At 68.6% G+C, this 24,369-nt stretch carries 11 protein-coding genes and 1 pseudogene; 5 read left to right on the top strand and 7 right to left on the bottom strand.

Annotation, left to right across the window (positions count from 1 at the left end; all coding sequences use genetic code 11):
- Window positions 1–143 precede the first annotated feature (143 nt).
- Together ACGFZK_RS37095 and ACGFZK_RS37100 are read right to left on the bottom strand one after the other, a co-directional pair.
- Window positions 144–3,389 carry a LamG domain-containing protein gene (locus ACGFZK_RS37095; protein ID WP_393853241.1) on the bottom strand — a complete coding sequence of 1,082 codons (3,246 nt, stop codon included), beginning with the start codon at window positions 3,387–3,389 and terminating at the stop codon, window positions 144–146.
- A 974-nt stretch (window positions 3,390–4,363) separates the two neighbouring features.
- A protein-coding gene (locus tag ACGFZK_RS37100) for an IS5 family transposase (RefSeq protein WP_393853242.1) occupies window positions 4,364–5,172 on the bottom strand; the annotation gives its coding sequence in 2 pieces (ribosomal slippage) (window positions 4,364–4,852 and window positions 4,855–5,172; 807 coding nt in all).
- Window positions 5,173–5,472: 300 nt separating this feature from the next.
- On the opposite strand from ACGFZK_RS37100, the gene ACGFZK_RS37105 reads away from it, so the two are divergent.
- From ACGFZK_RS37105 to ACGFZK_RS37120, 4 genes are all read left to right on the top strand, one after another.
- On the top strand, window positions 5,473–5,844 hold the full coding sequence (locus tag ACGFZK_RS37105) for a DUF6247 family protein (RefSeq protein ID WP_393853243.1): 372 nt from the start codon (window positions 5,473–5,475) through the stop codon (window positions 5,842–5,844).
- A 371-nt stretch (window positions 5,845–6,215) separates the two neighbouring features.
- Window positions 6,216–7,415, top strand: coding sequence for an exonuclease SbcCD subunit D (locus tag ACGFZK_RS37110; RefSeq protein ID WP_393853244.1), 1,200 nt, complete (start codon window positions 6,216–6,218; stop codon window positions 7,413–7,415).
- Between the two features lies 1 nt (window position 7,416).
- The gene (locus ACGFZK_RS37115) at window positions 7,417–10,425 is read left to right on the top strand and encodes an AAA family ATPase (RefSeq protein WP_393853245.1); all 3,009 of its coding nucleotides are present in this window, start codon (window positions 7,417–7,419) and stop codon (window positions 10,423–10,425) included.
- A gap of 74 nt (window positions 10,426–10,499) precedes the next feature.
- Window positions 10,500–12,773 (top strand): Helicase associated domain protein, encoded by a 2,274-nt coding sequence (locus ACGFZK_RS37120; protein WP_393853246.1) that lies wholly within the window; start codon window positions 10,500–10,502, stop codon window positions 12,771–12,773.
- A gap of 350 nt (window positions 12,774–13,123) precedes the next feature.
- On the opposite strand, the gene ACGFZK_RS37125 is transcribed toward ACGFZK_RS37120, so the two are convergent.
- The 5 genes from ACGFZK_RS37125 to ACGFZK_RS37145 all read right to left on the bottom strand — a co-directional run bounded on the left by ACGFZK_RS37125 (window position 13,124) and on the right by ACGFZK_RS37145 (window position 23,811).
- A complete protein-coding gene (locus tag ACGFZK_RS37125; protein ID WP_393853247.1) occupies window positions 13,124–14,890 on the bottom strand; it encodes a hypothetical protein in 1,767 nt (588 codons plus the stop codon).
- A gap of 524 nt (window positions 14,891–15,414) precedes the next feature.
- Complete coding sequence (locus tag ACGFZK_RS37130; RefSeq protein ID WP_393853248.1) at window positions 15,415–16,602, bottom strand: TIGR02679 family protein; 1,188 nt, start codon at window positions 16,600–16,602, stop codon at window positions 15,415–15,417.
- A 110-nt stretch (window positions 16,603–16,712) separates the two neighbouring features.
- Window positions 16,713–20,978 carry a TIGR02680 family protein gene (locus ACGFZK_RS37135; RefSeq protein ID WP_393853249.1) on the bottom strand — a complete coding sequence of 1,422 codons (4,266 nt, stop codon included), beginning with the start codon at window positions 20,976–20,978 and terminating at the stop codon, window positions 16,713–16,715.
- A complete protein-coding gene (locus ACGFZK_RS37140; RefSeq protein WP_393853250.1) occupies window positions 20,975–22,240 on the bottom strand; it encodes a TIGR02678 family protein in 1,266 nt (421 codons plus the stop codon). The genes ACGFZK_RS37135 and ACGFZK_RS37140 overlap by 4 nt, the downstream gene beginning before the upstream one ends.
- Window positions 22,237–23,811, bottom strand: a complete 1,575-nt coding sequence (locus ACGFZK_RS37145) for a DUF2397 domain-containing protein (RefSeq protein ID WP_393853251.1) — start codon at window positions 23,809–23,811, stop codon at window positions 22,237–22,239. Before ACGFZK_RS37145 ends, ACGFZK_RS37140 begins: the two co-directional genes overlap by 4 nt.
- A gap of 436 nt (window positions 23,812–24,247) precedes the next feature.
- Here ACGFZK_RS37145 and ACGFZK_RS37150 point away from each other — a divergent pair.
- A pseudogene (locus tag ACGFZK_RS37150) lies at window positions 24,248–24,369 on the top strand (IS982 family transposase); the annotation flags it as partial.

The following is a 24,369-nucleotide window of genomic DNA, read 5'->3' on the forward strand; positions in this document are numbered from 1 at the left end:
CGCCGCCCCCCCCCCCCCCCGCCCCTGCTCCCCCGCCCGCGGGTACCGCTCCCCAACCAAAAACACCACCCGCGGGGCGCGGGCGCCCCCCCCCCCCCCCCCCCCCCCCCCCCCCCCCGCCAAGACGGTGATGCGCTCAGCTGTCAGCTAGCGGCGCCGAAGACGGTGTCCGTGACCTGCTGGGCGTCCTTCATCGCGCCGGACCACAGGCGCATGCCCTTGACCGTGCCGGGGAGGAAGTTGCCCCAGGCGCTGTTGGTGAAGCCCTTGCCGACAGCGAGTTCGCCGCTGCCGACGCTGGCCGTGTAGGCCTTGGGCTGGGCCTGGCCGGCCGCGCCCACGTAGAGGGTGATGGTGCCGTCCTGGGCGTTGTGGACACCGGTCACCTGGACGCCAGCGTTGAGCGCGGCCGGGCTGTCGCTGGCCACCGAGGTCCCGGTGCCGTCGGCCGTCAGGCGGCCGAAGTGCCAGCTGCCCTCGACGAAGTCCAGCATCTTGGTCGGGTCATGCTCGTCCGGCTCCTGGCGGATGCCGGTCTTCTCGAACCACAGGCTCCAGGAGGAACCGGTGGCGGTGCGCTGGCCGATGACCTGGGCCTTGTAGCCGTTCGGCTTGGCGAGGAGGGCGGTGTTGTCGAGCTTCGCCTCGGCCGTCACCGTGAACGAACCCGTGTCGTCGACGACCGGACCCGCGACGGTGGCCGCCTGGGTGGAGCCGTTCAGGACCAGGGCGCCGCCCGTGACGGACGTACCGGTGGTCGCGGTCAGGGCGCGGCCGTTGCCGGACGTGTCGGCGTAGGCGGGGCCGGCCGTGGTGAGGTCCCAGGCTCCGGCCAGGTCGACGGCGGGCTTGCCGGTCGCCGGGTCGAAGAGCGAGGAGTCCTGCTTGACCTCGACGGCGCTCTTCTCGTCCTGCCAGACCTTGACCTCGTCGATCCGGCCCGGGAGCTGCTCTGTCCAGGCGGCGGACTGCTTGGCGGCGCCGATTGCCATGACTCCGGTGGAGGCGATGGGGTTGGTGACGGTCATCTGGCCCTGGAGCCGCCCGTTGACGTACAGCTTCGCGAGGTCGGTGGACTCGTTGTACGTGGCGGCGACGTGGGTCCACACCCCGGCCTGCGCCGGGTTCGGACCGCTAAGCCGGCTGATCGCGCCGGTACCGCCCGCCGTGTCGTCCGTGGCCATCTGCATCGACCACGGCTGGCCGGCGGCGGCGGTGATGGCGACACCGCTGAAGTTCTTGCCGCTCTGGCCCAGCATAGAGAAGGTGCCGTCCGTGCGGTCCAGGCGGACCCAGCCGGCCACGGTGAAGGAGCTACGGGTGTCGAACACAGGCTTGTCGCTGTTCGCGTACTGGCCGTTCGTCAGCTGGAGCGCGCGGTCCTCGTGCGGGGTGGGCGTCTGCACCCAGCCCCGTCGGCCGGTTGCGGGGCGCTGGGCTCCGGCGGCGAGGTACATGTTGTTCCTGAGCGCCGGGTCGGTGGTCGACGTGTCGATGGCCTGGCCGGAGGCCTCGTCGAAGGTCCAGTAGCCGATCGGGTTGGGGCCCTCCTTGACCACGAAGTCGACGATCTTCGTCGCGCCCCAGCGGCCCACGGCGTCCTTGGCCTTCACGCTCAGCTTCATCGTCCCCGAGAGCGGCGGAGTGATCGAGACGGTCGGGTTCGAGCCGGCGATCTCGGTCCACGTGGTGTCCGTGGACAGCTTGTACTGGAATGCCGTGACGGTGTCGCCGCTCGCCGGAGCGAAGGTGAACTGACCCGCCTGGCCGGGCTTGCCGGCCGCCGTGCACGCGGTGCTGGTGCACTGGCTGTACGGAGCTCCGAAGGTGACCGTCGGGGCCTTGGGGGCACTGGAGTCGACCTTGAAGTAGCAGTCCGCACTGGGAGCGCTGGTTCGTTCGTTGCCGTCCGCGTACGACCGGGTCCAGGTCCGGAAGCGGTACTGGGCGCCGTCCGTCAGCGTGGCGGGCGGGTCACTGGTGACCTTGACGTTGTCCCCCACGAATCCCGAGGACGGCCGATTGACGTAGTCGGCGTCGCCCGCGTTGGCCTTGACCGGGGTCCAGGTGCCGTTGGTCTCCTTCTTCTCGGTCTGCATGAGGATCCGCAGCTGGGCGCCGGACTCGCCGCCCCACACGGTCTCGGTGATCGCGGTCATGGCCGGAGTCGGGTCGGAGACGATCGACGGCTTGGCCGGGTCGTTCGAGCAGATCTCCCCCGCGCCCGTGACCAGGCCGACGTAGATGGGGGTGTTGGGCTTGCCGATGTAGTCGACCGACAGAACAGCGTCGTTGCGGAAGCGCTTCCACGCGGCGGTGTCCGACTCGTCCTCGGCCCGCAGCTCCAGGTTCAGACGGTTGTAGCGGCCGTTGGCGAAGTCACGGACCGTTGGAGTGAGGTTCTCGTCCGGCTCGTCAGGCAAATTGTCGGAAAACTCGACCGGTGCTGCTGGCGAGTTCGGATCGCAGGCCGAGCCTCGACCAGCCGACAGCCAACGATCTCCCATGAGGTCCGCATAGTCAGGCTTGTTCGACCAACTGGTGGAAGGACCTATCTCCCCGTTCATACGGACCAGCCACACGTTGCGGACACTGCACTGAAAAGCCCACGGCTCGGTGATCCGGAAACGGGCGTTGAGGACCTCCTTACCGACGAGCTTGCTCGGCGAGAACTCAAAGTACAGACGCTGGACGTATCCGGGACCGCAGTAGTAGCCGCTCCAGGAACCGCACTTGCCCATGCCCTTGCCCATGTCGTCGTCCCCGTTGTCCCAGTTCCAGAAGGACACGCCGTCGTTCCGTAGGGCCGTGTGCTCCGTTCCATCGTCAAGGGCGACTGAGGGATCGATGTACAGGGGAAAGGCCGTGGGGTCACTCTGCTTGAGAAGGGCTGCGTCCGGGACTACAGCCAGCGAGTCAGCGTCGACATGGACGGCCATCTGCGCGACCTGCGACCCGGGAACCGGGCCGTCTGCGAGCTGCTGTCCGCCGTCGGCATCGCCGACGGGGAACGCCAGCGACGCGCCTTCAGATTTGGCGGCGGAAGCCTTCGCCTGCGGCGACAAGGCGAGTGGGGCGGGCACACCCTTCGAGTCCCACATCAGAGCGGGGGGTGCTTTGAAGACTCGGTTGCCGTTGGCATCGGTGGCGGCCAGGGCGCCGTCCTTGCTTGCGTTGAGCTGGACGTCCTTCGCCGTGAGCTCGAACTCGACGCGCTGGAGCTTCGGGTTCTTCGCAGCCTCCGGGGTTTTCACCACCAGAACCTCACGGAAGCCCTTCAAGGTGGCCGTCATCCGCAGGTCGACGCCCGGCATCACTTCCGAGTACACGGCGCTGTCCCCATCGAGGACAGGCTTGGGCAGCGTGCCGCCCTGCCAGCCCAGAGCCATGGAACGCCCACCATGCTCGATCGTGACCAGGCTGGAATCTGCACCGCCGCCGGAGAAGCCAACTGCGGCGACGGCTGCCTTCGGCCCCACCGTGCCGTCGGCGCGAGACTCCAGAGTGGCATCAGGGGTGACCCAGCCGGTACCGCTCTTGGCTTTGACCCGGACCGGAACGACCGACTGGTCCAAGCGGAAAGACTTCCCGTCCGGATTCGCGTAAGTCGTCGTAGACTCAGTCCGCTCACCCTGTACCTCGACAGGTTTCCCAGTTTTGGCTGCCTCAGCGAGTGCCTTCGCACTTTCGCTCGCCGGTAGCGCGTCGGCAACGGCAGCCATCGGCATATACGTTGATGCGAAACCCAGCACGATCACCATACCGAGCGTGGTCGTCATGGAATGACAAAGCCGCCGATTTTCGATTTCAGCCATATCCCCATTTTCGTTTGACGTGGAGGTCTCCCCAACCTTCGCGCCAAGTAGTAAGGCCTGGTAAAGTAATGCCCGGACTGCAGTGGTAATCGCATTGCAGCATGCGTGCTTGAAAAGGATTGCTCGTCATCGCATCCTGCAGTTCCGACACAATTGCGGTGCCGAGCGCTGCACGCGATCGCTGCCCCGAGTCTCAGCTGCCGCGTAGTGTGGCAGTACGCCTGGATGTGAGTAGCTGCGACCCGGGTTGCCATGTGAGGCAAGCTGGCCCTGGTCAGGGGAGGATCGCTTGATCACCTGCCGCAGGGAAAGGATAGGTCATCAATTCCTGGCGGCGAAGGGGGGATCACTCTTCACTTCGGGCGACATTTCGGGCCGAATTGGGCACAGTTTCGCCATAGTGAACAATGCCTGAGTAGAGGTTCAATTACCTCCCGTGGTGCAGATGTTGTGGTGATAGTGGGTTGGTTCGCTAGGTCCCCTTTCGTGCCATTAGGTATATGTTGCGCTGCTATTGTCGAAGTTCCCCCTTAGAGCTCGTAACACGATCATGAGTCGGGTTTGTTGAGGCGTCGCCAGCAAATGAGGCTGCAGGCGAGGGAGACGAAGGCGTCGTGGAGTTCGGTGCGGCGTTCCCAACGGACGGCGAGTCGTTTGAACTGGTGGAGCAGGGCGAAGGTCTGTTCGACGACGTAGCGGAGCTTGCTCATGCCCTTGATGTTCGGGGCTCCTTTGCGGGAGATGACGGGCAGGATCCCGCGTTCACGCAGTTCATCGCGGTTGCGGTTGGAGTTGTAGCCCTTATCTCCGAGCAGGGCCTCGGGCCTCCGCCAGGGCCGGCCAGGGCGCCCTGCCACGGATGGGATGCCGTCGACCAGGGCGAGGGTCTGGGTGACATCGTTGACGTTGGCCGCAGTCGTGATGACCTTGAGCGGGGTTCCGCGTCCGTCGCAGATCAGGTGGTGTTTGCTGCCCGTCTTCCGCCGGTCGACCGGCGACGGACCGGTGCTGGCTCCCCCTTTTCCGCCCGGATGTGGGAACCGTCCACGCAGGCCCTGGACCAGTCGAGTTGGCCGGCCGCGTTCAGTTCGGCGAGGAGGATCCGGTGCAGCTGGTCGAAGACCCCGGCCTGCTGCCACCGCTCCAGCCTTCGCCAGCAGGTCTGTCCCGAGCCGAAACCCAGCTCAGGAGGCAGGAGTTGCCAGGCGATGTCGTTGTAGAGCACGTACAGGATGCCTTGCAGGCACAGACGGTCAGCCACCGGCCGAGGCCCTGGTGACCTCGTCGGCCAGGGCGGCAACAGCGGCTCGATCAATGCCCACAAGTCGTCGTCCACGATCCACGGCCGAGTACTCACACCACCACGAACGGCCGAATCGTCACACCGGTCACGGCCGACCAGGGCGTCTCATCAAGATCCTGTTACGAGCTCTAAGCCGACCTCTTTCCGTACTACCCCAGCGCTCCGGTTGTGCCTTGTGGTATCCGATCCTGGGGGACGACCCGGTCCATGGCGCAGGGCACCGCTGATCCGTCGGCTGCTGCGTGTGGCGCTGACAAGCACGAGGACACCTCACCGGCCAGACTCGCACCGGCCTCCGCCGCTACCAACACCCAGGCCGTCGCCTGCACCCTGGCCCGATAAGGGATTTGACCCGTGCCCGCACCCGTGGCGACCTGGCCCGCGTACCGTTGCAGTACGACCCGCCGCCAGGAGGAACCGTCGACGAGCGCCCAGCCCGACCACACCCCTGTCACCCCGTACGCCCCGCACGGTGCGCCGGCCGACCTGCTCGCCCAGCTGCGCGCCGACCGTCGCGCCAGTACGTGGGTGTCGGTTTTCGAGCGGGAGTGGGCGGCCGCGCTCAGCGGATCCCGCCGGACGTTTTCCCTCGCCGGGCTAAACGAGGTCCTCCAGGACTGGCAGGGCCGCCTCACCTGCGCCCCGGCGGTCGACGCGTTCGTCGCCTCGGGCTACGACGACAGCGAGTTCATCGACATGGCGGAGCTGCGGGGAAGGTGCCGGTGATGGCACAGCAGCCGTACGCGATCCGTCTCTCCGCGCCGGCCGAGAAGGTCCTCGATACCCTGCGCGAGCACGCCGAGGACACTGTCTGGGATGTCCTGGACGCCGCAGCTGCGGACCCGAGGGCCCTTCCGCCAGTGGAACGACTGCAACCCCGACTGAGAGGAGGTCCGCAGCGCCTCCGTCGGCTGGCTCTCCCTCACCTGCTGGGTGAACCCTGCCCCTGCGGCGCTTGACGGTCCTGAACATCAGCTGGCTCGGATAGCCTCCGGAAACCAGGAAGAACCGTGCGTCGCGCCACGGTTTCCGTCGCGACGCCCGTTTATCAGGAAAACTACCCGTAACCGCTCTCCCTTTGGTTACTGTCTGCGCTCATGCGGTTTCTGCACACTTCGGACTGGCACCTGGGCCGCCGGTTCCACACAGAAGACCTGATCCCCGCCCAGGGTGCCTTCCTCGACCACCTGGTCGACACCGCCCAGGCGGAGGACGTCGACGCGCTCCTTGTGGCAGGCGACATCTACGATAGAGCCATTCCCAGCCTGGACGCCGTGCGCCTGTTCAACCGCGCTCTGCACCAACTCGCCGACCTCGATGTGCCGATCATCATGATCAGCGGAAACCACGACTCCGCGCACCGCCTCGGCGTCGGATCCGGCCTCCTCGCCCGTGCCGGGATCCACTTGCGGACCGATCCGGATACCTGCGATATCCCGGTCGTCCTCGAAGAGGCCGACGGCCCCGTCGCCGTGTACGGCATCCCCTACCTCGAGCCGTCGATGGTCCGCGATCGCCTGGAAGCCGAAGCCGTCTCCCACCGCGCAGTACTGACCGCAGCCCTGGACCGCATCCACGCCGACCTCACCAACCACCAACCGGCCGGTACCCGGTCAGTGGTCCTCGCGCACGCCTTCGTTACCTCCGGTACCGGAGGGCCCGAGGAACGCGAGGAGAGCGAAGAGTCCACCAGCGAACGCGAAATCGCCGTGGGCGGTGTCGCCCACGTAGGCGCCGACGTCTTCGACGGGATCGACTACGTGGCCTTGGGCCACCTCCACGGCCCCCAGCACGTCACCGACCGCATCCACTACAGCGGCTCCCCGCTGGCCTATTCCTTCTCCGAAGCCCGCCACACCAAGTCGATCACCCTGGTCGACCTCACCCCCAATGCCATCCCCGCCGTCACCCGCCGGCCCTGCCCTGTGCCTCTCCGCTTGGAACGTGTGTCCGGCTTCATGGAAGATCTCCTGAGCAATCCCGACCATGAGCCGCTGAAGGATGCCTGGCTCGAGGTCACCCTCACCGACACGGCCCTGCCCTTCGAGGCCATGGCCCGCCTGCGCCGCCGCTTCCCGCACACCGCCAGCCTCAAGCACAAGCCCGCCTTCATCCCCTCCCAGGCCACGAACACCCCCACCTACAGTCAGCGCATCCAGGGCCGCGGCGACCTCGAAATCGCCGGCGATTTCATCAGCAGCATGCGTGGAACCGACCCCACACCGCACGAACATGCTCTGCTGCAGCAGGCCGTCGAAGCCTCCCGACTGAACGAGCAGCAGAAGGAAACCGTCTGACATGCGCTTGCACACCCTGCGCCTGCAGGCATTCGGACCCTTCGCCCGCAACCACACCATCGACTTCAACGCACTTTCCGCCGATGGCCTCTTCCTTCTGCACGGTGACACCGGAGCGGGCAAGAGCACCATCTTCGCGGCCATCTGTTTCGCTCTCTACGGCAAACCACCGGGCGACCGCGACCTGCTGCTGCGCAGCCACCACGCTCCCGCCGACCTCCTGACCGAAGTCACCCTCGAGGTCACTCTTGCAGGGCGCCGCCTGCGCATCGACCGGATACCTGCCCAGATGCGCCCCAAGCGATCCGGTGAAGGCGAGACCCCCCAGAAAGCAGAAACCCGGCTCAGTGAATGGGCCGTCGACACCGACGGCCAGGGCCGCTGGGAACCTTCCAGTAAGTCCCACCAAGAGGCAGCCGTCGAGGTCACTGACCTCCTGGGCATGAGCCGGGAGCAGTTCTGCCAGGTCGTCCTGCTGCCGCAGAACGAATTCACCAAGTTCCTCCACGCCGACGCCCACGGCCGACGAGAACTCCTCGGCAAACTATTCCGCACCGGTCGCTTCTCCTTCATCGAGCGCTGGCTGAACGACCACAGCCGCACCACCGAGAAGAACCGGGACGCCGCCCGCGCCGACGTGCTGCGCCTAGCCGAACGTATCCACCAGGCCGCCGGACCCGACCTGGAAACCGAGTACACGGCGCCCACCCCCGACGACCCGAACACGCTCACCGAGCCCGCCCGCGCCTGGGCCCAGGATCTCCTCCGCGTCAGCCACACCGACCACGCCAGGACACTCCAAGCAGCCACAACGGCCAAGGAGAACCTGGCCAGACAGCAGACCCTCGAAGCCGCGGCCCGCGAACTCCACCAGCAGCAAACCACTCACACCAGCGCCCGGCAGCAACTCGACCTGCTCCAGGAACAGACACCACACCAGGACACACTCATCCAGGGCCGCGACCAGGCCCGCCGCGCCCAACAGGCAGCACCACTGCTGCACGCCGCGGACACCGCCGCAGACGACCACACCCGTGCCCAGAGCGTTGAACGCAACGCCCGCGAGCGCCTGCTGCCCGAACACAAGGACCTTGACGCCAGCCGGCTGGAAACCGCCGAGCATCGTCTTCGCGCCGAAGCTGCCGTCATGTCCGCTCTCATCCCCGAAGAAGACACCGTCCGCCGGCTGACCACCGAGCTGGAGCGCACCGACGCCGACCGCCAGGACTTCGCCACCCAGCAACGCACAGCACAGGACTGGCTCGAAGCCGAACCCGCCCGGCGCGGCACCCTCGAAGCGCGGCGAGAAGCCGCCCGCCAGGCCGAAGAACAGAGCCGCCGCCACCAGACCGCCCTGGACGGCCTCAAAACCCGCCTCGAAGCCGCCAGACGCCGCGACACCCATCTCGCCAAGGTCACCAAGGCCGAACAGGAGCTAGCCGATGCAGAAGCGGTCACCAGCCAGACCGGCCGGAACTACCTGACCATCCGCCGCCAGCGCACCGAAGGCATGGCCGCCGAACTCGCCGCCACCCTCACCGACGGCACGCCCTGCCCGGTCTGCGGATCCTGTACCCACCCGGCGCCCGCCGCTGCCCAGGACGGGCAGCCCACACGCCAGGACGAGCAGGACGCGGAAGCCCTCCACGAGCAGGCCAAGACCAACCAGAAAGCCGCCGCGGCCGTGCTGCACGGGCTCCGCGAACAGGCTGCCACCGCCGCCGGTGAAGCCGGCGACACCCCCCTGACCGACCTCCAAACCCAGCACACCACGCTCACCACGGAGTTGACCGACGCCCTGGACCGCGCTGCAGACCAGGGCACCGCCCAAGAAGAACTCCTCGCACTCGACGGCGAGCACACGACCCAGACCCAGCAACACAGCACCGCCACGGCCGGCCTGTCCGCCCGCAACGCCCACTACGACACCCTCACCCAGCAGCTCACCGAGCTGACAGCCAAGCTCACCGCAGCCCGCGGCACCTATCCCACCGTCGCCGACCACGCCGACGACCTCACCCGCACCGCCGACCGCCTCAAAGAGACCGCCGAGGCCTCCCGCACCCTCGCCGCCGTCGTCCAGACCCTCACGCACCGCACCGACCAGGCCACACTCGCCGCCAAGGACCAGGGCTTCGACACCCTGGCACTCGCCCAGCAGGCCCTGCTCAGCGACGAAGACCTGCGCGCCATAGAAGAAGAGATCACTCAGTGGCGCGAGGCATGTGCCGCGCACACCGCAGTCCTGGACAACCCGGCACTGCAGCAGGCCGCCGCACAACCTTCCGCCGACCTCGACGACGCCATGGCTGCAAGGGCCGCCGCGGATGACCACCACGCCAAGGCCGTTTCCGCCGCCAGTGCCGCCCACACCCGCAGCAAGGCCCTCACCGCCCTCGCCGCCGACCTCGGCGCCGCCATCCAGCGCCTGCAACCGCTCGAGCAGGCGCACCTCACCGCCCGCCACCTGGCCGAACTCGTCACCGGCAACTCACCGAGCGCCCGGGTGCGCATGCAACTGGAGGCCTACGTCCTGGCAGCCCGCCTCGAAGAAGTCGTCACCGCCGCCAACACCCGCCTGCGCATCATGTCCGAAGGCCGCTACACCCTCTCCCACTCCGATCACCAAGCCGCCCGCGGCGCCCGCTCCGGCCTCGGACTGGAGATCACCGACTCCTGGACCGGCCGTCCCCGCAAAACCGACACACTCTCCGGCGGCGAATCCTTCTTCGCCTCCCTGTCCCTCGCCCTTGGCCTGGCCGACGTCGTCACCCACGAAGCCGGCGGCAACCCCCTGGACACTCTCTTCATCGATGAAGGCTTCGGCACTCTCGACGAAGACACCCTCCACAAGGTCCTCGATGTCCTGGACTCCCTGCGTTCCCACGACCGCACCGTCGGCGTCATCAGCCACGTCCCCGAACTGCGCCGCCGCATCACTCACCGCCTGCACCTCCGTAAAAGCCCCACTGGATCCACCCTCGCCCACCTGACCGAAGCAGCCGAATAGCCTGCATCCTGACAGGGCGGGGCGCCTTGCCCCGCCCCCTTGTCCAGCCGACCTCCACGGAGCAGCACACCTTCATGGCTTCCGAAATCGAGCTGCGGCCCCACCAGAAGGAAGCCGTCGCCGCCGCGACCGCCACGTTCCGCGATCACGCCCGCGTGAGCGTGGTCGCGGCCTGCGGCAGCGGCAAGACCCTCATTGCCGCCCGGACCACCGCCCGCATTGCCCCCCGTGGCCGTGTGCTGGTGCTGCTGCCGACATTGGACCTGCTCTCTCAGACAGCCAGATCCTGGCAAGCTGCAGGACGCCGAGGCCGGACGGTTGCGGTCTGCTCGGCACGCCAAGCCGTCGATCACCCGTCGGCCGGCGACCTCCCCATGACCACGTCCCCGGCCGAACTCACCGTCCTTACCCCGGCCGACGGCGGACCGGTTACCGTCTACGCGACCTACGCCTCGCTGCCCACCCTCCTGGCCGCCCACCGCGAACACCACCTGCCCCCCTGGGATCTGGTCGTGGTCGACGAGGCCCACCGCACCGCAGGCCGACTCGGCAAGGCCTGGGCCGCCATTCACCACGATGACCAGATCCCCGCCGGCCGCCGCCTCTACCTCACCGCCACGCCCCGCGTCTGGGACCCCGACAACGACCGACCCGAGGACCCCGTCGCCTCCATGGACGACGAGAGCCTTTTCGGCCCCGTCGCCTACCGACTCACCCTCTCCGACGCCATCGACCTCGGCCTCCTCGCCGACTACCAGATCCTCGTCCCCGTCGTCGACGACACCGACCTGCGCGACTGGCTCGCCACCGGACCCCGAGCCGGAGCCGACGGCCTACGACTGGCAGGCCGTCAGGTCGCTGTTCTGCGAGCCATCCACGACCACCAACTGCGCAGGGTCCTGACCTTCCATCACCGCGTCGCCGACGCACGCGCCTTCGCGACCACCCTGCCCGACACCGCGGCCGCTCTCCCCGCCCACCTCCAGCCCGACGGCCTGTGGTCACAGTGGATCAGCGGCACCCACCCGCCCCGCGTCCGCCGCCGCATCCTCCTCGACTTCGCCGCCCACACCCACCCCGACCAGCCCGCCGTCCTCGCCAACGCCCGGGTACTGGGAGAAGGCATCGACGTCCCCTCCATCGACGCCGTCGTCTTCGCCGACCCCAAGAACAGCCCCGTCGACACCGTCCAAGCCGTCGGCCGGGCCCTGCGACAGACCCCCGGAGCGGGCAAGAAGGCCACCCTGATCGTCCCCGTCTACCTCACCCCCGACGAAGACCCCGACGACCTCCTGGGAGCTGACGCCTACACCCCGCTGTGGCGCACCATCCAGGCCCTGCGCGCCCACGACGACCGGCTCACCGCCCGCCTGGCTGACCCGCGCACCCACCGCCCCACCCTCGGCGACGAAGATCCCGGCCACTGGCTCCACTTCGACCGCCCCACCCGCGAGGAGGAGGTCGCGCTCGCTCTCACCCTGCGCGTCCTGGCCCCCAAGAGCGCCGAATGGCGCCGCGGACTGACCGCCGCCCGCCGCTACCACCGCACCCACCGCCACCTCGACGTCCCTCAGACCCACGAGGACGACACCGGCTATCCGCTGGGCCGCTGGCTTACCTGGCAACGCCACCTCCGCAACCAGCACGCCCTCGATCCCGCACGGGCCCGGGCCCTCGAACACCTCGGGATCATCTGGGACCCCCGCCGGCAGGCGTGGGAGCGGGGCCTCGCCCACGCCACCGCCTACGCCACCGCCAACGGGCACCTAGCCGCCCCCGTCGGCCACCGTGACGACGGCTTCGCTCTCGGTCGCTGGCTGGCGACCCAGCGCGCCAACGCCGACCACCTCACTTCCGAACGCGCCAACGCCATGCATGAACTCGACCTGTGGTGGAACCCGCCCTGGCCCCTGACCTGGCAACGCACTTACCAAGTCGCCCGCCGTCACCATGAGGCCGGCCACTCCCTCCGTGACCTGCCACGCTCCTATGTCACCGCCGACGGGGACCGCCTCGGGGAGTGGCTCCACACCCAAAACGCCCGCCCCGAGACCCTCCACACCGGACAGCACCGTCTGCTCGCCGACCTCGGCCTCCACCTCACAGCTCAGGCATCCAACGTGGACAGACCTGCAACCAGGAGCGGATGGGACCGGGGTCTGGCTGCGGCCCGCCTGTTCCACGCCCGCGAGCACCACCTCGATGTCCCCCAACGGCACACCGAGTACCTCGACGGCGACCCGGTACGCCTTGGGCAGTGGATCAGCAACGCCCGCCGCAGAAAGAGCACCATGCCCTCCGAGCGGATCGCCGTCCTGGACACCCTGGGTATGCGCTGGCCGTCCTGATCGTCGGCCGAACCCGGCATACCTGGCGAGGTTCCATGCCCAGGACGCCATGGAGCGAGTGAAGACGACCAGGAGTCCTGTGATGGGGCAGGGGCCTGGGGGCAGCGCCGGCCGACGGTGGCTTCGCTCACCTGCTACGGGTGGGCTACCGGTTGCTGTGCTGCTTGGCTGCCTCACCTAGCCCCGGCGAGGAGAGACAGCCACTGCCAGGATTCGACCAGCACGAACGCTGCCGGCTGGCTGAAGACCGCGACGCTCAGCACAAGTGCTTCTCGGGCTCCGGCTGCATCCAACATCGGGGCCCGCGCGATGCCTACGCCGATTACGGCACTTCCTGATTGAGAGGGCAGCTATCTCTGTTCGCCTCCTGAGTTCATCCGCTGGTGGAGTTTCGCGGCCGCTACCCACTGGTGTCCGAGAGCCCGAATGCGCTGCCCTGCGGTGTGGACACTGGCAGTGCAGCGGTAGCGCTGCCCAGCGCGTTCGAGTACTCCGATCCGGTCAGAGGCCAAAAACTCAAGGGCTTCAACGACCGTGCCCTCTCCGACGCGGTACCCGCGGGTCCGAAGCTCGCGCCGGACCGAGGTGAGATCGAGCCAGCCCCCCTCCTCAAGCGGGTCCTCTGCTTCCGCATTCAGGACATCGACGAGCGCGTATTCGAGCTGACCGCGGAGTTCCTGGGCCGCCCAGTACCCGTGCATGGTCTCTCCGCGCTGAGCTGCATGCAGGGCTGGGTCGACGAGGGGTGCCAGTTGGGTCAGGGTGAGCGGCGTCTGTTCCTGGCGGCGGACGACTTCGGCCAGCAGGTCGGTGTAGATGACGGCGATGGCGGGGTCGTCGTCGGCTTCCTTGAGTATGCGGCGTTCGAATCCCGGGCCGATGAGGAGGTGAACATGTGCCCCGATCTCCGCTCGGTGTTCAGCCAGCCCGAACAACGACTGATCCGCAACGCGGCCGGTGGCCGACGTTTTCGCCTCGACGGCCAGGATCTGTGAGTCCGCGCCCACACCGAATCGCACATGACCGTCCACCCCTCCGTTGCCGCCCACATGCTTGCCTGGCATGCCCAGGTAGCCCAACGCGACGACGGCGGCCTTCTCTAGACGCTCGGGGTTCGCGCTGTCCCGTGCGGCACTCTCCAGCTCCGCCGCGATGTCCGCCCCCAGCGAGTTGGACTGCTGAGTGTTGCCGGATGGGTTGCCACTGAGGTGCTCGACGTCGCTGTCGGCTGACGTGCGAGATACGGCGTCGTACGGGGGGACGCAGGGCAGCGACTCCTTCAATGCTCGCCCGAGAGCCGTCGTACGGTAGGTGGTCTGGGAGAGCCGGGTGACGAGGCGACAGGCCTCCAGGAGGTTCAGGCGGGTGTTGACCGCGCTCCGGGACAGCGGCTTGCCACGGTTGGGGAGGTAGTGCGTGCTGCGTTCCGCCAGCGCGCCGGTCGTCAGGGGAACCGCCTTGTCAAGCTCGCCCAGTAGTTCACCGAAGAAGGCGATGGCAGTGTGAACGGTGCGCGCAAGGTCCAGCGGTTCGCTCGACTCGACCCAAGCACGGGCGGCCGGCGTGGCCGTCCAGGTCTCTGACGATGTCCGTTGGATGAGTCCGAGGGCCTTCAGGGTGTCCTTGGCGGTGCGTGCCGTGGCTGTAGTTCGGGCCTTGGGGAAGGTGTCCTGCACGAACCGCACGAAGTCCGCGTCACTGATTGACGGTATGGCCGCCTCGGTGAGCACCTGAAGTGCATCGAGGGTGCCGCCGTTGGCAGAGGTCCCCGGAACGTAGAGATTCGCGCCGTCTGCCCTCTCCCTGAGACTGGCCTCGTCGAGCTGTTCGATGAGGCTGGCGACGGCTCTGGCAGTCGAGGCGAGCTGTACGACCGTGCCGGTGCTCTCAGACTCGGGCCTTCCCAACGCGAGGCCCGCCAAGACGCCCCGGCCGGCGTCCGTCAGGTGGACATGGCGGTCGAAGAGTTCAACCATCCCTGTGACTGCGAGCCACGTCGTTCGATCACGTACAGGGGCCGGGGTGTCCCACCGTAGGTCGAACTCTTCACCGGCCAGGTTGAGGAGTTGCTCGTGTGTGCGAGGCCCCGAGGCAAGGGCGTCCATGGCTTCGCCCACGAACCTGACGTTGCAGTGGAGTGCTCGCACCAACACGGCTGGGTCGCCACTTTGATACCAGGTGAGGGCGGCGGTGCCCGGCAGGAACGCTGGACCCTGGCGCGAGAGCAGTCCGGCTCGAACGAGCCGCTGAAGTTGGTGTCGGTTGAGTCCACCGGTCTCAGGCAACGGCGCTTGGTCACTAGAGGCCTGCCCACTGTCGGCGGACAGCTCTTCGATCAGCGCTCGGAGTGTGCGGAGCCATGAGGACCGCGGGCCCGGCAGCACGGGCATCCCTGTTGACCGTTCCGCCCATGCCCGGGGGTAAATGAGATCTCCCATGGCCGTGCACACTACCTACGTTGCGGCAGCGATGTCTCGATCTCTGGGAGAATTGCTTACTGACATGGTGAATGTCATTTGATGTATCGCGTCGGCCTGGGTTCCCCTCCGAACCGATCCCCGACCGTCCACTGATCGGGGACCTCCCGAGGTGGTAGGGCTTCGCCTCGCAAGCCGACTACCTTCGGCTGGGTCGAGACGGCTCAACCGTGGTTGCCGTCGCGGAGGTCGTTGAGGAGGACAGACAGGAGGGCTTCCTCGTGGACGGCGATTCCGTACTCCCGCATCCGAGCCTCCAAAGAGGCGTCCCATTCAGTCGCGACGGCGTCGCCGTGCAACGGGAGCCGGGCGGTGTCTGGGCTGTGGGAGAGGGCCCATAGGTAGTCGTCGCCACTCATACGCCAGGGGCGGGCACCGCCGGAGATGACGCGCGAGGCGATCGCGATACCGGGCCAGTCGAAATCCCCGTGATACAGAATGCGGGCGCCGTCACCCTGCAGACGCTCCAGCAGCCGCCACCCCGCATGAGACGGGTTGCCGGAGGTGCAGACCAGCGCCCCCGGGATACCGTGCCGGGCCGCTGCCTGGAGGAGTTGGGGGTTCTCACAGACATGGACCGGCTCGCCGGGCCGGGCTAGGGCCGCAGCAGCCACGGGGGAGCGGAGCTCGGCCCAGGTCAGGTGCGTGGGCAGATTGAGGTCGGCCCGAGCACGCAGCATCACCGGCCAGGGGTCTCCGCCTGCGGGGCGCAGCCCCAGCGTCAAAACGGTGCCCGAGACCTCGTCGGGGTTGACCCCTGCCGTCTCCCACAGACGGCGTCTGCCGCCGGCGTCGGCGGGCAGCGCCTGACCGGTGGCGGCGGCGATGGCACGCAGGACAAGGCTGCCTGCCAGGTGGCCGTCGTCCAGGCCGTGGGCGTCCCCGGTAGTCCGCGCGGCCAGCTCGGCGATCTCGACGCTCACGAGCGGACCGGCCGGTGGGTCTGGACCGTTCAGCCGCACTGCCAGGCACGCCACGGCACGGACTGCCCCTTCCAGGGCGCCCAGAGCGATCTCGGGCCCCGCACGCGCGAGGAGCCCACTGGAGCGGATGTCCTCTCGCCACAGCGCGGTCCAGGGCCGAGAAGCCAGCCCGGCATCCTCCAGCACCTCCTCGAAACGGGTCCACACCAACGCCCACGCCGTGTAACGCCCCGCCCTGACAGCCCGGCGGTCGGTGAGAGCACCGCCGGTGAGATCGGCGGCCGCGGTGATCAGACCGCACTGGGCCCTGGACGAGCGCAAAGCTTCATCGAGCACCCGAAGCGGCACCCGGACCCTGCCCGGAGCGACCGCGTTGCCCAGCAGACCTGCCAGCCGCCGTGCGCCTTCCTCGCCGAGGTCAACGGTCACCGAGCCGCCCACGGTCAGGGCCCTCTGCTCCAGCCGGGTCCTGACCGCTGCCCACAGCGGAGCGAGCCCAGGACTGGCGAGATAGCCGCGGACGGGTTCGGGAACACCGGTCACGGGGCGGCCCGCAGATGCCGACTGTGGCCGTCCCAGTGCACGTGCGTGGTGACGGCAGCACTGCCCTCCCGGCGCCTCACCTCATAGGTGTCCACGGCGGGCACCTGCGGGAAACAGCCCCACAGGGAATGCCCGGTCATGACGAAGTCGAGGTCCAGGCGCACGAGAAGGTCGAGCAGTTCACCGATGGTGGGGGAGTCGACCTTTGCGAAGGCATCATCGAGGAGGATGACGCGCAGCGCGTGACGGGTGTCGGGAAGCCCGGACAGGTAGGCGTCGGCCGCGGCGAACAACGCGACGTAGGAGACGAACCGGGTCTCTCCCTGTGAGAGCTTCGCCCGCCGGGTGATCTTCCTTTCCCTACCCGGTTCGGGGCCGGTGATGAAGACGTCCATGGTGTGCCAGGTCCGGTAGTCCAGCGCCGCCCGCAGGTGGGTGGTGTAGCCGGCGGCCGGATCCTGCACAAACCGCTCCTCCACCTTGGCTCGCAGCAGCGAGATGAGCTCGTCCGCCTGGTCCTGCCGCATCACCACCGGGTCCAACCCCACCAAATCGGTGATCCTCTTGTCCGGGCCGTGCGGATCAGTGAGGGACCAGGCGACCCGCACACCGATGCCGTGACTGGTGGAGATCGAGGCAAGCGAGGAGTTCATAGCCTTGACCAGCCGGTCTGCCTGGGTGATGCGGTCGGCGAGTTCCTGGGCGACTCCACCGAGCACGAAGTCCTCGAAGGCCGCGCGCTCCCGGTCGGTCAGCGCCATCCGTCCGCGGTCACGCAGCTGCATCAGAGTGGACGCGGCGTCGCTGATGTGACTGCGGCCAGTGGCGTCGCACAACTCCACGACGTGAACCTGGTCCTCGTCGACGCTCGAGACGATGTCGAACACCCCCACCAGCGCCCGCTCCAGGGCCGACACAGCCCGCAGCACCGTGGTGGCATCGGCCGGCCCCTTGACCGGCACAAGCCCCGCCTCCACCTCCTCGGCGACACGCAGGACCTCGGCCGACTCCACCCGCTCCGCCGGCACCCGCACAGGGGAGACCTCAACGCCGCGGGCACAGGCCAGGGAAGGATGCCCGGCCAGCCTCAGCAAGGTCTGCACAGCACGTTCCAACGCACCCCCCGCAGCACGGGCATGCTCTGCCCCGGCCCGCGCCTGAGCCTCTGCCGTGGCGCTGAGGCCTGCCAGCTCGGTAAGTTCACGGGTCACACCGGCCAGGGATGCCTTCGTCTCGACGTGCGCCTGCTGCGCCTGGGACAACTGCGTGAGGATCTCCTCGGGGGAGGCACCCAGGCTCTCGCGGAGCGCGGCCAGCGCGGCGTTTTCGCCCGACCAGCCCAGCCAGGCGACCGACGCGTCATGCTCGGCCTCCCGTCGCACCGCCCGCGCTCCGACCGCCTTCTCCACCGCCCCGCCATAACGGCGGAGCTGCTCGACGACCACGATGCCCGCCCGCCCCAGATCCTGGCAACCAGCCATCGCCGCGCCCGCCGCGTCATGCACTTTCAGCAGCTCCTCCCCGCTGTCCGGCAGTCCCACTGCTGCGCAGGCATCACGATGGGAGGCCTGCGCAGCTGCCAGGTCCCGCCGCTGCTGGGCGGCCTCTGCAGCCAGCCGGGCACCGTGCAGCCGGACACGCTCCGCCGCCGCCCTGGCCCCGGCCGTCTCACGCCGCGCCGCAGCCAGCGTCAGGGCACGCGGCGCACCGGCCACATGGGCTTCCAAGCCTGCACGGGCGTCCTCCAGATCCCTCAACGCCCGCTCCCGGCCGTCGGCTGCCTCCTCACACTCGGCCAGCTCACACCCGATCTCCTCCAGGCGGGCCGCCCGCGCCGCGGCCCGGGCAGCCGCACCGATGTATCGGGGGCACGCGCCGGGATTCAGACGGCCGCTCAAAGGCCCGTTGCCCCAGGTACCGTCGGCTGCGATCCACGTGGGATGGCCCGACGACTCGCCCAGGGCGATCCGGTCGAGCACTGCCTGCACGCGTTCGGCAGACACTTCACAGTCGGCTGCCACGACCAGGGCCCGCCGGGCGGAACGCAGCACCGCAGGCCCCCGCGGAGCCAAGAGCACCTGCCCATCCGCGGCGCGCACTGTACTGTCCGCGCAAAGACGTCCGGTGAGCAGCCCGCTCGACAGCAGGGCGGCCTCCAGCCCGGCTCGCTCCCCTTCGGACAGGTCCGGCGCGAAGTCCACCGCCTGCCACAGGACGACGCCCTCGGGCTGGTCGGAGGAAAGCCACGAGGGGGTCGGCGGGGCCAGGTTCCCATCGGCCTGCAGAGCCTCGGCCTCATGGCGAAGCAGACGCATCCGCCGGGCTTCCGCCTCCTGCTCGGCGTGGAGAGCAGCCGCCTGCGCGGCATGACGCTCACGCACCGCACGCGCCGCGGTGCCCGCCGCCGCGTCCAGTGCGGCCAGCGCCCGCTCCGTCTCGACGCCGTCCGCCTCGCCGCCGTCTCCGGTCAGTGCACCGGGGTCGGCCAGGAGCAGGCCGATCGCAGTGGCCGTCCAGTCCACGGGGCCCAGCGTGTCGCGAGTCCGCGGCGTGCGGGTCCACTCGGCCCAGGCCTGCGCCAGATCCAGCGCTGCCTCGTCCCGCCGCCCTGCCGCATCCCGCGCCTCCTGCTCCGAGGCCACCGCCTGCGCCGCGGCGTCCTTGGCACGGTCCTCCTCCGCCCGCACCCGTTGCTCCCGCAGGACCAGCTCCGACACGTCCTTGTGGTGGGCTACGGCCTGATCGCGCCGTGTCCGGGCAGCCGTGCTCACCAAGGTTGCGGTCTCGCGCACCTGCCCGCACCGCTTGCCCAACTCCTCTGCCCCCGGGTGCAGCCCGACGGGCAGCGGCCGGGTGACGGCACTCGGATCGACCAGCCTGGAGATCCGAACGGGCTCTGACGACGAGCGCGCCTGTTCCGTCACCACGGCGAGGCGGGACGCCACAGCAATCCGCAGCCGGGCACTGTCCAGGTCCACCCGCACATCGGCCAGCCGCTGGTCGACCTCACGGGAGGCAGACGCAAGATCACCAGCGACAAGGCCGGCTGCCTCCACCGCTACACGCTCGGCCTCCCGGGCGGCCGCGGCGCTTGCCAGTGACACATCCGCGGCAGAGGCCAGCGCGTCCAACCGCCCCTGACGCTCATCAAGTTCCCGCGCTGCGCCGTAGGCACGGGACTCCTTGATCCCCGTGATCGTCGCCGACAACTCCTCGCTGTATGCGTCCAGTTCCTCCCGTCGCTCCGCCGCAATGCCACGCAGATCCTCCAGCCGTGAGTGTTCCGCACTCAGGCGGGCCGCCTCCCGCACACAGGTCTCCGCCTCCCGGGCGGCCGCCCTCGCCTCGCCCACACCCCGGCTGAGGACGCCCACCGCATAGCGCGTGTAGACATCGAGGAACTCACCCACGTGACGGCACGCATTCTCCAACCGGGCCTGTGCGGTGCGGGTGGCGTCGAGCCCGTCGAGCTTCTCCCCGGCCGCAGCAAGTGCCTTGTCGGCCAGCGGGGGCAGAGCCTCAGAGAGGATCCGGGGCAGGCCGCCCTCGTCGATACGATTGCCCACGTCGGGGGAGCGCAGCGTGTGCAGGAGCTGCAGCAGCCCTGCGAACCGTTCCCGTCCCACCGGCCCCGACAGCCCGAAGACCGCCTGCCGAACCCGGTCACGGTGCACTGTCGCCTGATCGGTGACCCTGTCCTCGCCGACCAGCTCCTCCAGCCGGTCCTTCGACAGGGGCGCACGGTCGGCGCCCAACAGCACGAGTTCCTCATCGACCCGCAGCGGCGTGATGAAATACCAGACCTTCACCTCACGGGCGCTGCGCGAGTACCGTACTGCCGCCCCGACCGTCAGGTGTGCCTGCCGCCGCCCGGAGGCGACTGCGACCGCATCGTCCTCGTCGTCGGGGTCCAGGTCGCGTACGAGTTCCAGCCACACGTAGCCGAACCGGTTGCCCTGGCCGTCACCGCCCGCGTCCATGAGCTCCTCGAGGCGGACCTTGCCCGACCCGGTGGCGTCCAGACGGCGCCGGTCGGCGTCGAGCACGAAGGGGAGGAGCACCTCCAGGGCGCGGCTCTTGCCCGATCCGTTGGTCCCGCGCAGGATCAGCCGGCCCCCGGACAGGTCGAACCGCTGGTCGTAGTAGTACCAGACGTTCAGGATGCCGGCCCGATGCAACCGCCATCGCCAGGGGTGACGCGACGGCGCACCCCCACCTGCCTCAGGACGCCGGGGCAGAGGTACAGCGATATGGGTGCTCACAAGTCTTCCTCCTCGGACAAGGTGTCTGCGGCGCTACCGGGAGAACCGGCGCACTGGCCAGGGATGCCGCGCGGCATCCGTCGCGGCTCGGGCCGGTAGCGGGCGGCGGCGGGGCGGACGACCACGCCCTCGTCGTCCGTCTCGACCAGCGATACCGACTCCAGCAAGCCCACCACCTCGCTGCGCAACCGGCCGAGGTCACCGACGTACTCGGCTGCCCAGGCCTTCTTGTACCGGCTGACCAGGGCGGACAGCTCAGTGTCCAAGGCTTCCCAGGTACAGCCCAGCCCGGCTACTGTCCGGCCGCCGACGCGCGCCTGCTGACCTGCGCTGGGCCGCCCGATGTCCAGCAAGGCGTCGATGAGCAGCAAGGCGGCCTGCCGCACCGTGCCCGTACCGGGGAACTCGACGTCGCTCAGGTCCCCGTCCATGTCGAAGGCCAGCGCACCTTCCAGGCGGACTTCCACACTGAGTCCGAAGTTCTCCTCCAACTGCCGTGTCAGATCTGCTCGTTCTCTCGACAGCACGTCGCGCTCGGCCTCGCTGAGGTCTTCCCGGCGCACCAGCGGGTTCTCCACCAGCTTGCGGCGCAGCGACCGCCGGGGCTCCTCCCCGGCCGGCTCCTGAGACCACAGCCCGGACACATCTACGGCTCCTGGGGGGAGCCGGCGAACCAGCAGGTGAGGCAGTACCGGTCTGTTGATCGTCAGAAGGGCCTCATCGCTGCTTTCCCGCCAGGCCCCCACCGTGCCGTCGGTCTCCTGGATCACCCCCCACGCCACCAGAACGCCCAGAACGTGCGCCAGGCGCCGGTGCCCCGCCCGGTCGTCGGCGATCGGCACAGAGGCCGCCGCAGCATCCGCACGGATCTGTTCCACCAGCCCGGAGATGAGGATCTGCTCACCGGTGCCAGGCGCGAGCAACGCGGCACAGGCGAGGCAGAACAACGGATAGGCCGCAGAGTCCAATACCCCCTTCTTCCCCGTCCGCACCCACCGCACGGGGCCTTCCTGAGGCCCCAGCGGCGTCTTCGACAGCCGTGCGAAGCCCGACTCGACCACAAGCCGGTACCCCAGAAGCCGGAAGAAGGTCTGCATCAGCGCGGGCACGTGCCGGTGTACCAACGCCAACTCCTGCGGATGACGTTCAACGGTCAGCACCGGGGACTGCAGCAGCGCGCGGGCGGCCTCTCTGCGCTCCGCAGCGGCATGCGCGGCCGTGGACGGCGACGGCCGCCATGCAGGCATGTCGAACTGGTTCACATACCCTCCCCTGAGGCCTCGGGCCGACATCCTGCATCCGTGATCTCTTGGCCGTCTGCGGTCTCTCCGAGAGCGGCCACAGGCCGTACCGACAGGACGAGGCGGAGGAAGACGGCCCGGCCTCCGTCCAGGACCACGGTGGTCGCCTCAGCCCCCTCGACCGCGTACAACACCAGCCCCAGATCCAGATCACGGACCTCCGCGGCCTCAAGCTCCTGATGCACCGCCAACAGATCCCCGAACAGGCGCAGCAGGAGCAAGAACGCATCCCATGACAGTTGTGCGCCGTTCAGGGCGCCAGCCCGGACCAGCTCTGCCCCGGCGGCCCGCCGCCCGGCATCCTCCAGCTCCGCCTGAGCCAGCTGGTCCCTCGTCTCCTGTTCGGTTCGCGGGACCCGGGCGGTGGAGCCCGACGCCGCCCGCGAGCCGCGTTCCCGCAGAGCCACTGGGACCTCGACAGGTTCGCAGTCCCACCACGACATGGCAGGCGCGACCCGCGACACGGACTCCGCCAGCCCCAGCCCCAGATGTCGTGCCGCATGACACCCGAAGGCCGCTGTGAAGGCCCGGTGGGCCACCTTCTCCTCGGCACCGTGCAGCAGGCTTGCCAGGCGGAGCAGGTCCGCCCGGCGGGAGGCCCCCGTGCCGGCCGAGGCCAACATGCGCCGCGCATTGGTGATTAGCTGGCCCAGCGCCGTCTCTGCCGCGCCGCGCAGCTGGGAAGGTCCTGACTGCCCGCCACCCCCGCTGTACCAGGCGGACAGCTGGAGCCAGTCTTCCCGCCTACGCCCGGGCAGGCGTTCACCGGCCGAACCGTCCGCGTTGACCAGGCTCGGCAGTGCCCCCAGTACAGCCGTCACCTTCTCCACGACAGGAAGCAGCCGCCCCAGGCGCTCGACGATCGCAGGTGCGTGCCGCGCCACATCGGATCCGAGCAGGTCGACGTACTCCAGCAGCAGGTGCTTGAACATCGCGTACTCGTCACCTGCGAGGTCGTAGCGTGTCAGTACCGACCCCAGGTAGACGTAGAAGTCTCGGGTGCTTTCGGTGAACAGCCGCTGATTGCTGAAGACCGTGGTGACGTCCGCGGCCAGCGCCTCGGCGTCGACCACACCCGGAGCCTGGATGCGGGCCAGGATCCGGTCCAGGAGCTCGACGGTGTGCCCGAGCAGTTCGCGGGCCACCTCGCGGACGCCGTCGACCGCTCGCAGAATCTCCCGTACCTGCCGGTGCAGGCGGCCTCCGAGCGGAGTCAGCTGATACCGGGTCTGGGCATGGACGTATTCCGCGATGGTGGGTACGCGGGGGTCGTGCACGGAGCGCATCAGGTTGCCCCACTGCACCAGTTGCCGGCACCGGTCCTGTACCAGGTCCACCGACAGGTCTACCGGTAGGTCCCTTCCGGCGAGCTGGGCCTGGGTGTCTGAGGTCGTGAGGTCCGCCAGCAGGGTGGCGCAGAACACGTCCATGATCGCGATGTACTCGAGGGCGTTGTCCGCGGTCAGGTACCGGTACAGGTCCAGTCGACCGGTCGGGGGGATAGGGGAAGTGTCGTCGTAGTCAAAGGCCACGCCAGCCTCGCGGGGGTCGCATACTCGGCCGCCCTGCTTGATCGCACGGAGCCACTACGGAAGCTAGCTGGCACGACCCGCCCCGACCCGATACGCCCTTAAATGATCGAGAAAGGCCTAAAGAAAGAGCCCCTCCTTTCCCTCTCGATAGGGAAATATCGGAACTCAGTGGCAATATATTCGCTTAGTGGTTTAAATCCCACCAGTAGTCAGTAACCTCAAAAGCCCCACGAGAAGTCAGGCGAACCTGTGGGTGACACCCACGCAGAATCCGCAAAGATCTGGGTTACTGCCCAGCGGACAGACGCCTGCTCAGGACCTTGACGTGAGGGTTCCTCGAACCGGCGGATCCCCACTGGACAGGGACCCACCACCGCCTAGACGAGTAAGTCCGAAGTCTTCGCGCGCATGAAGCGAGGGTCTCGTTGGTTCGTTTGTGACGACAAACCTCAAGACCCTCGCGACTGCACTCTACGTGAGGATCGATGACTCTCTGGCAGGAACGCGGCGATCGGGTCGTCCGCCGAGGCTGACGGATGCCGAGCTGTTGACGCTTGC

The sequence above is a fragment of the Streptomyces sp. NPDC048257 genome, from assembly GCF_043201855.1.
In the GTDB taxonomy this organism is placed as follows: domain Bacteria; phylum Actinomycetota; class Actinomycetes; order Streptomycetales; family Streptomycetaceae; genus Streptomyces.

Bases quoted from the DNA above. Each gene is read 5' to 3' on its own strand.
- ACGFZK_RS37095 (WP_393853241.1), bottom strand. From the start codon at position 3,389: ATGGCTCTGGGCTGGCAGGGCGGCACGCTGCCCAAGCCTGTCCTCGAT.
- ACGFZK_RS37110 (WP_393853244.1), top strand. From the start codon at position 6,216: ATGCGGTTTCTGCACACTTCGGACTGGCACCTGGGCCGCCGGTTCCAC.
- ACGFZK_RS37115 (WP_393853245.1), top strand. From the start codon at position 7,417: ATGCGCTTGCACACCCTGCGCCTGCAGGCATTCGGACCCTTCGCCCGC.
- ACGFZK_RS37120 (WP_393853246.1), top strand. From the start codon at position 10,500: ATGGCTTCCGAAATCGAGCTGCGGCCCCACCAGAAGGAAGCCGTCGCC.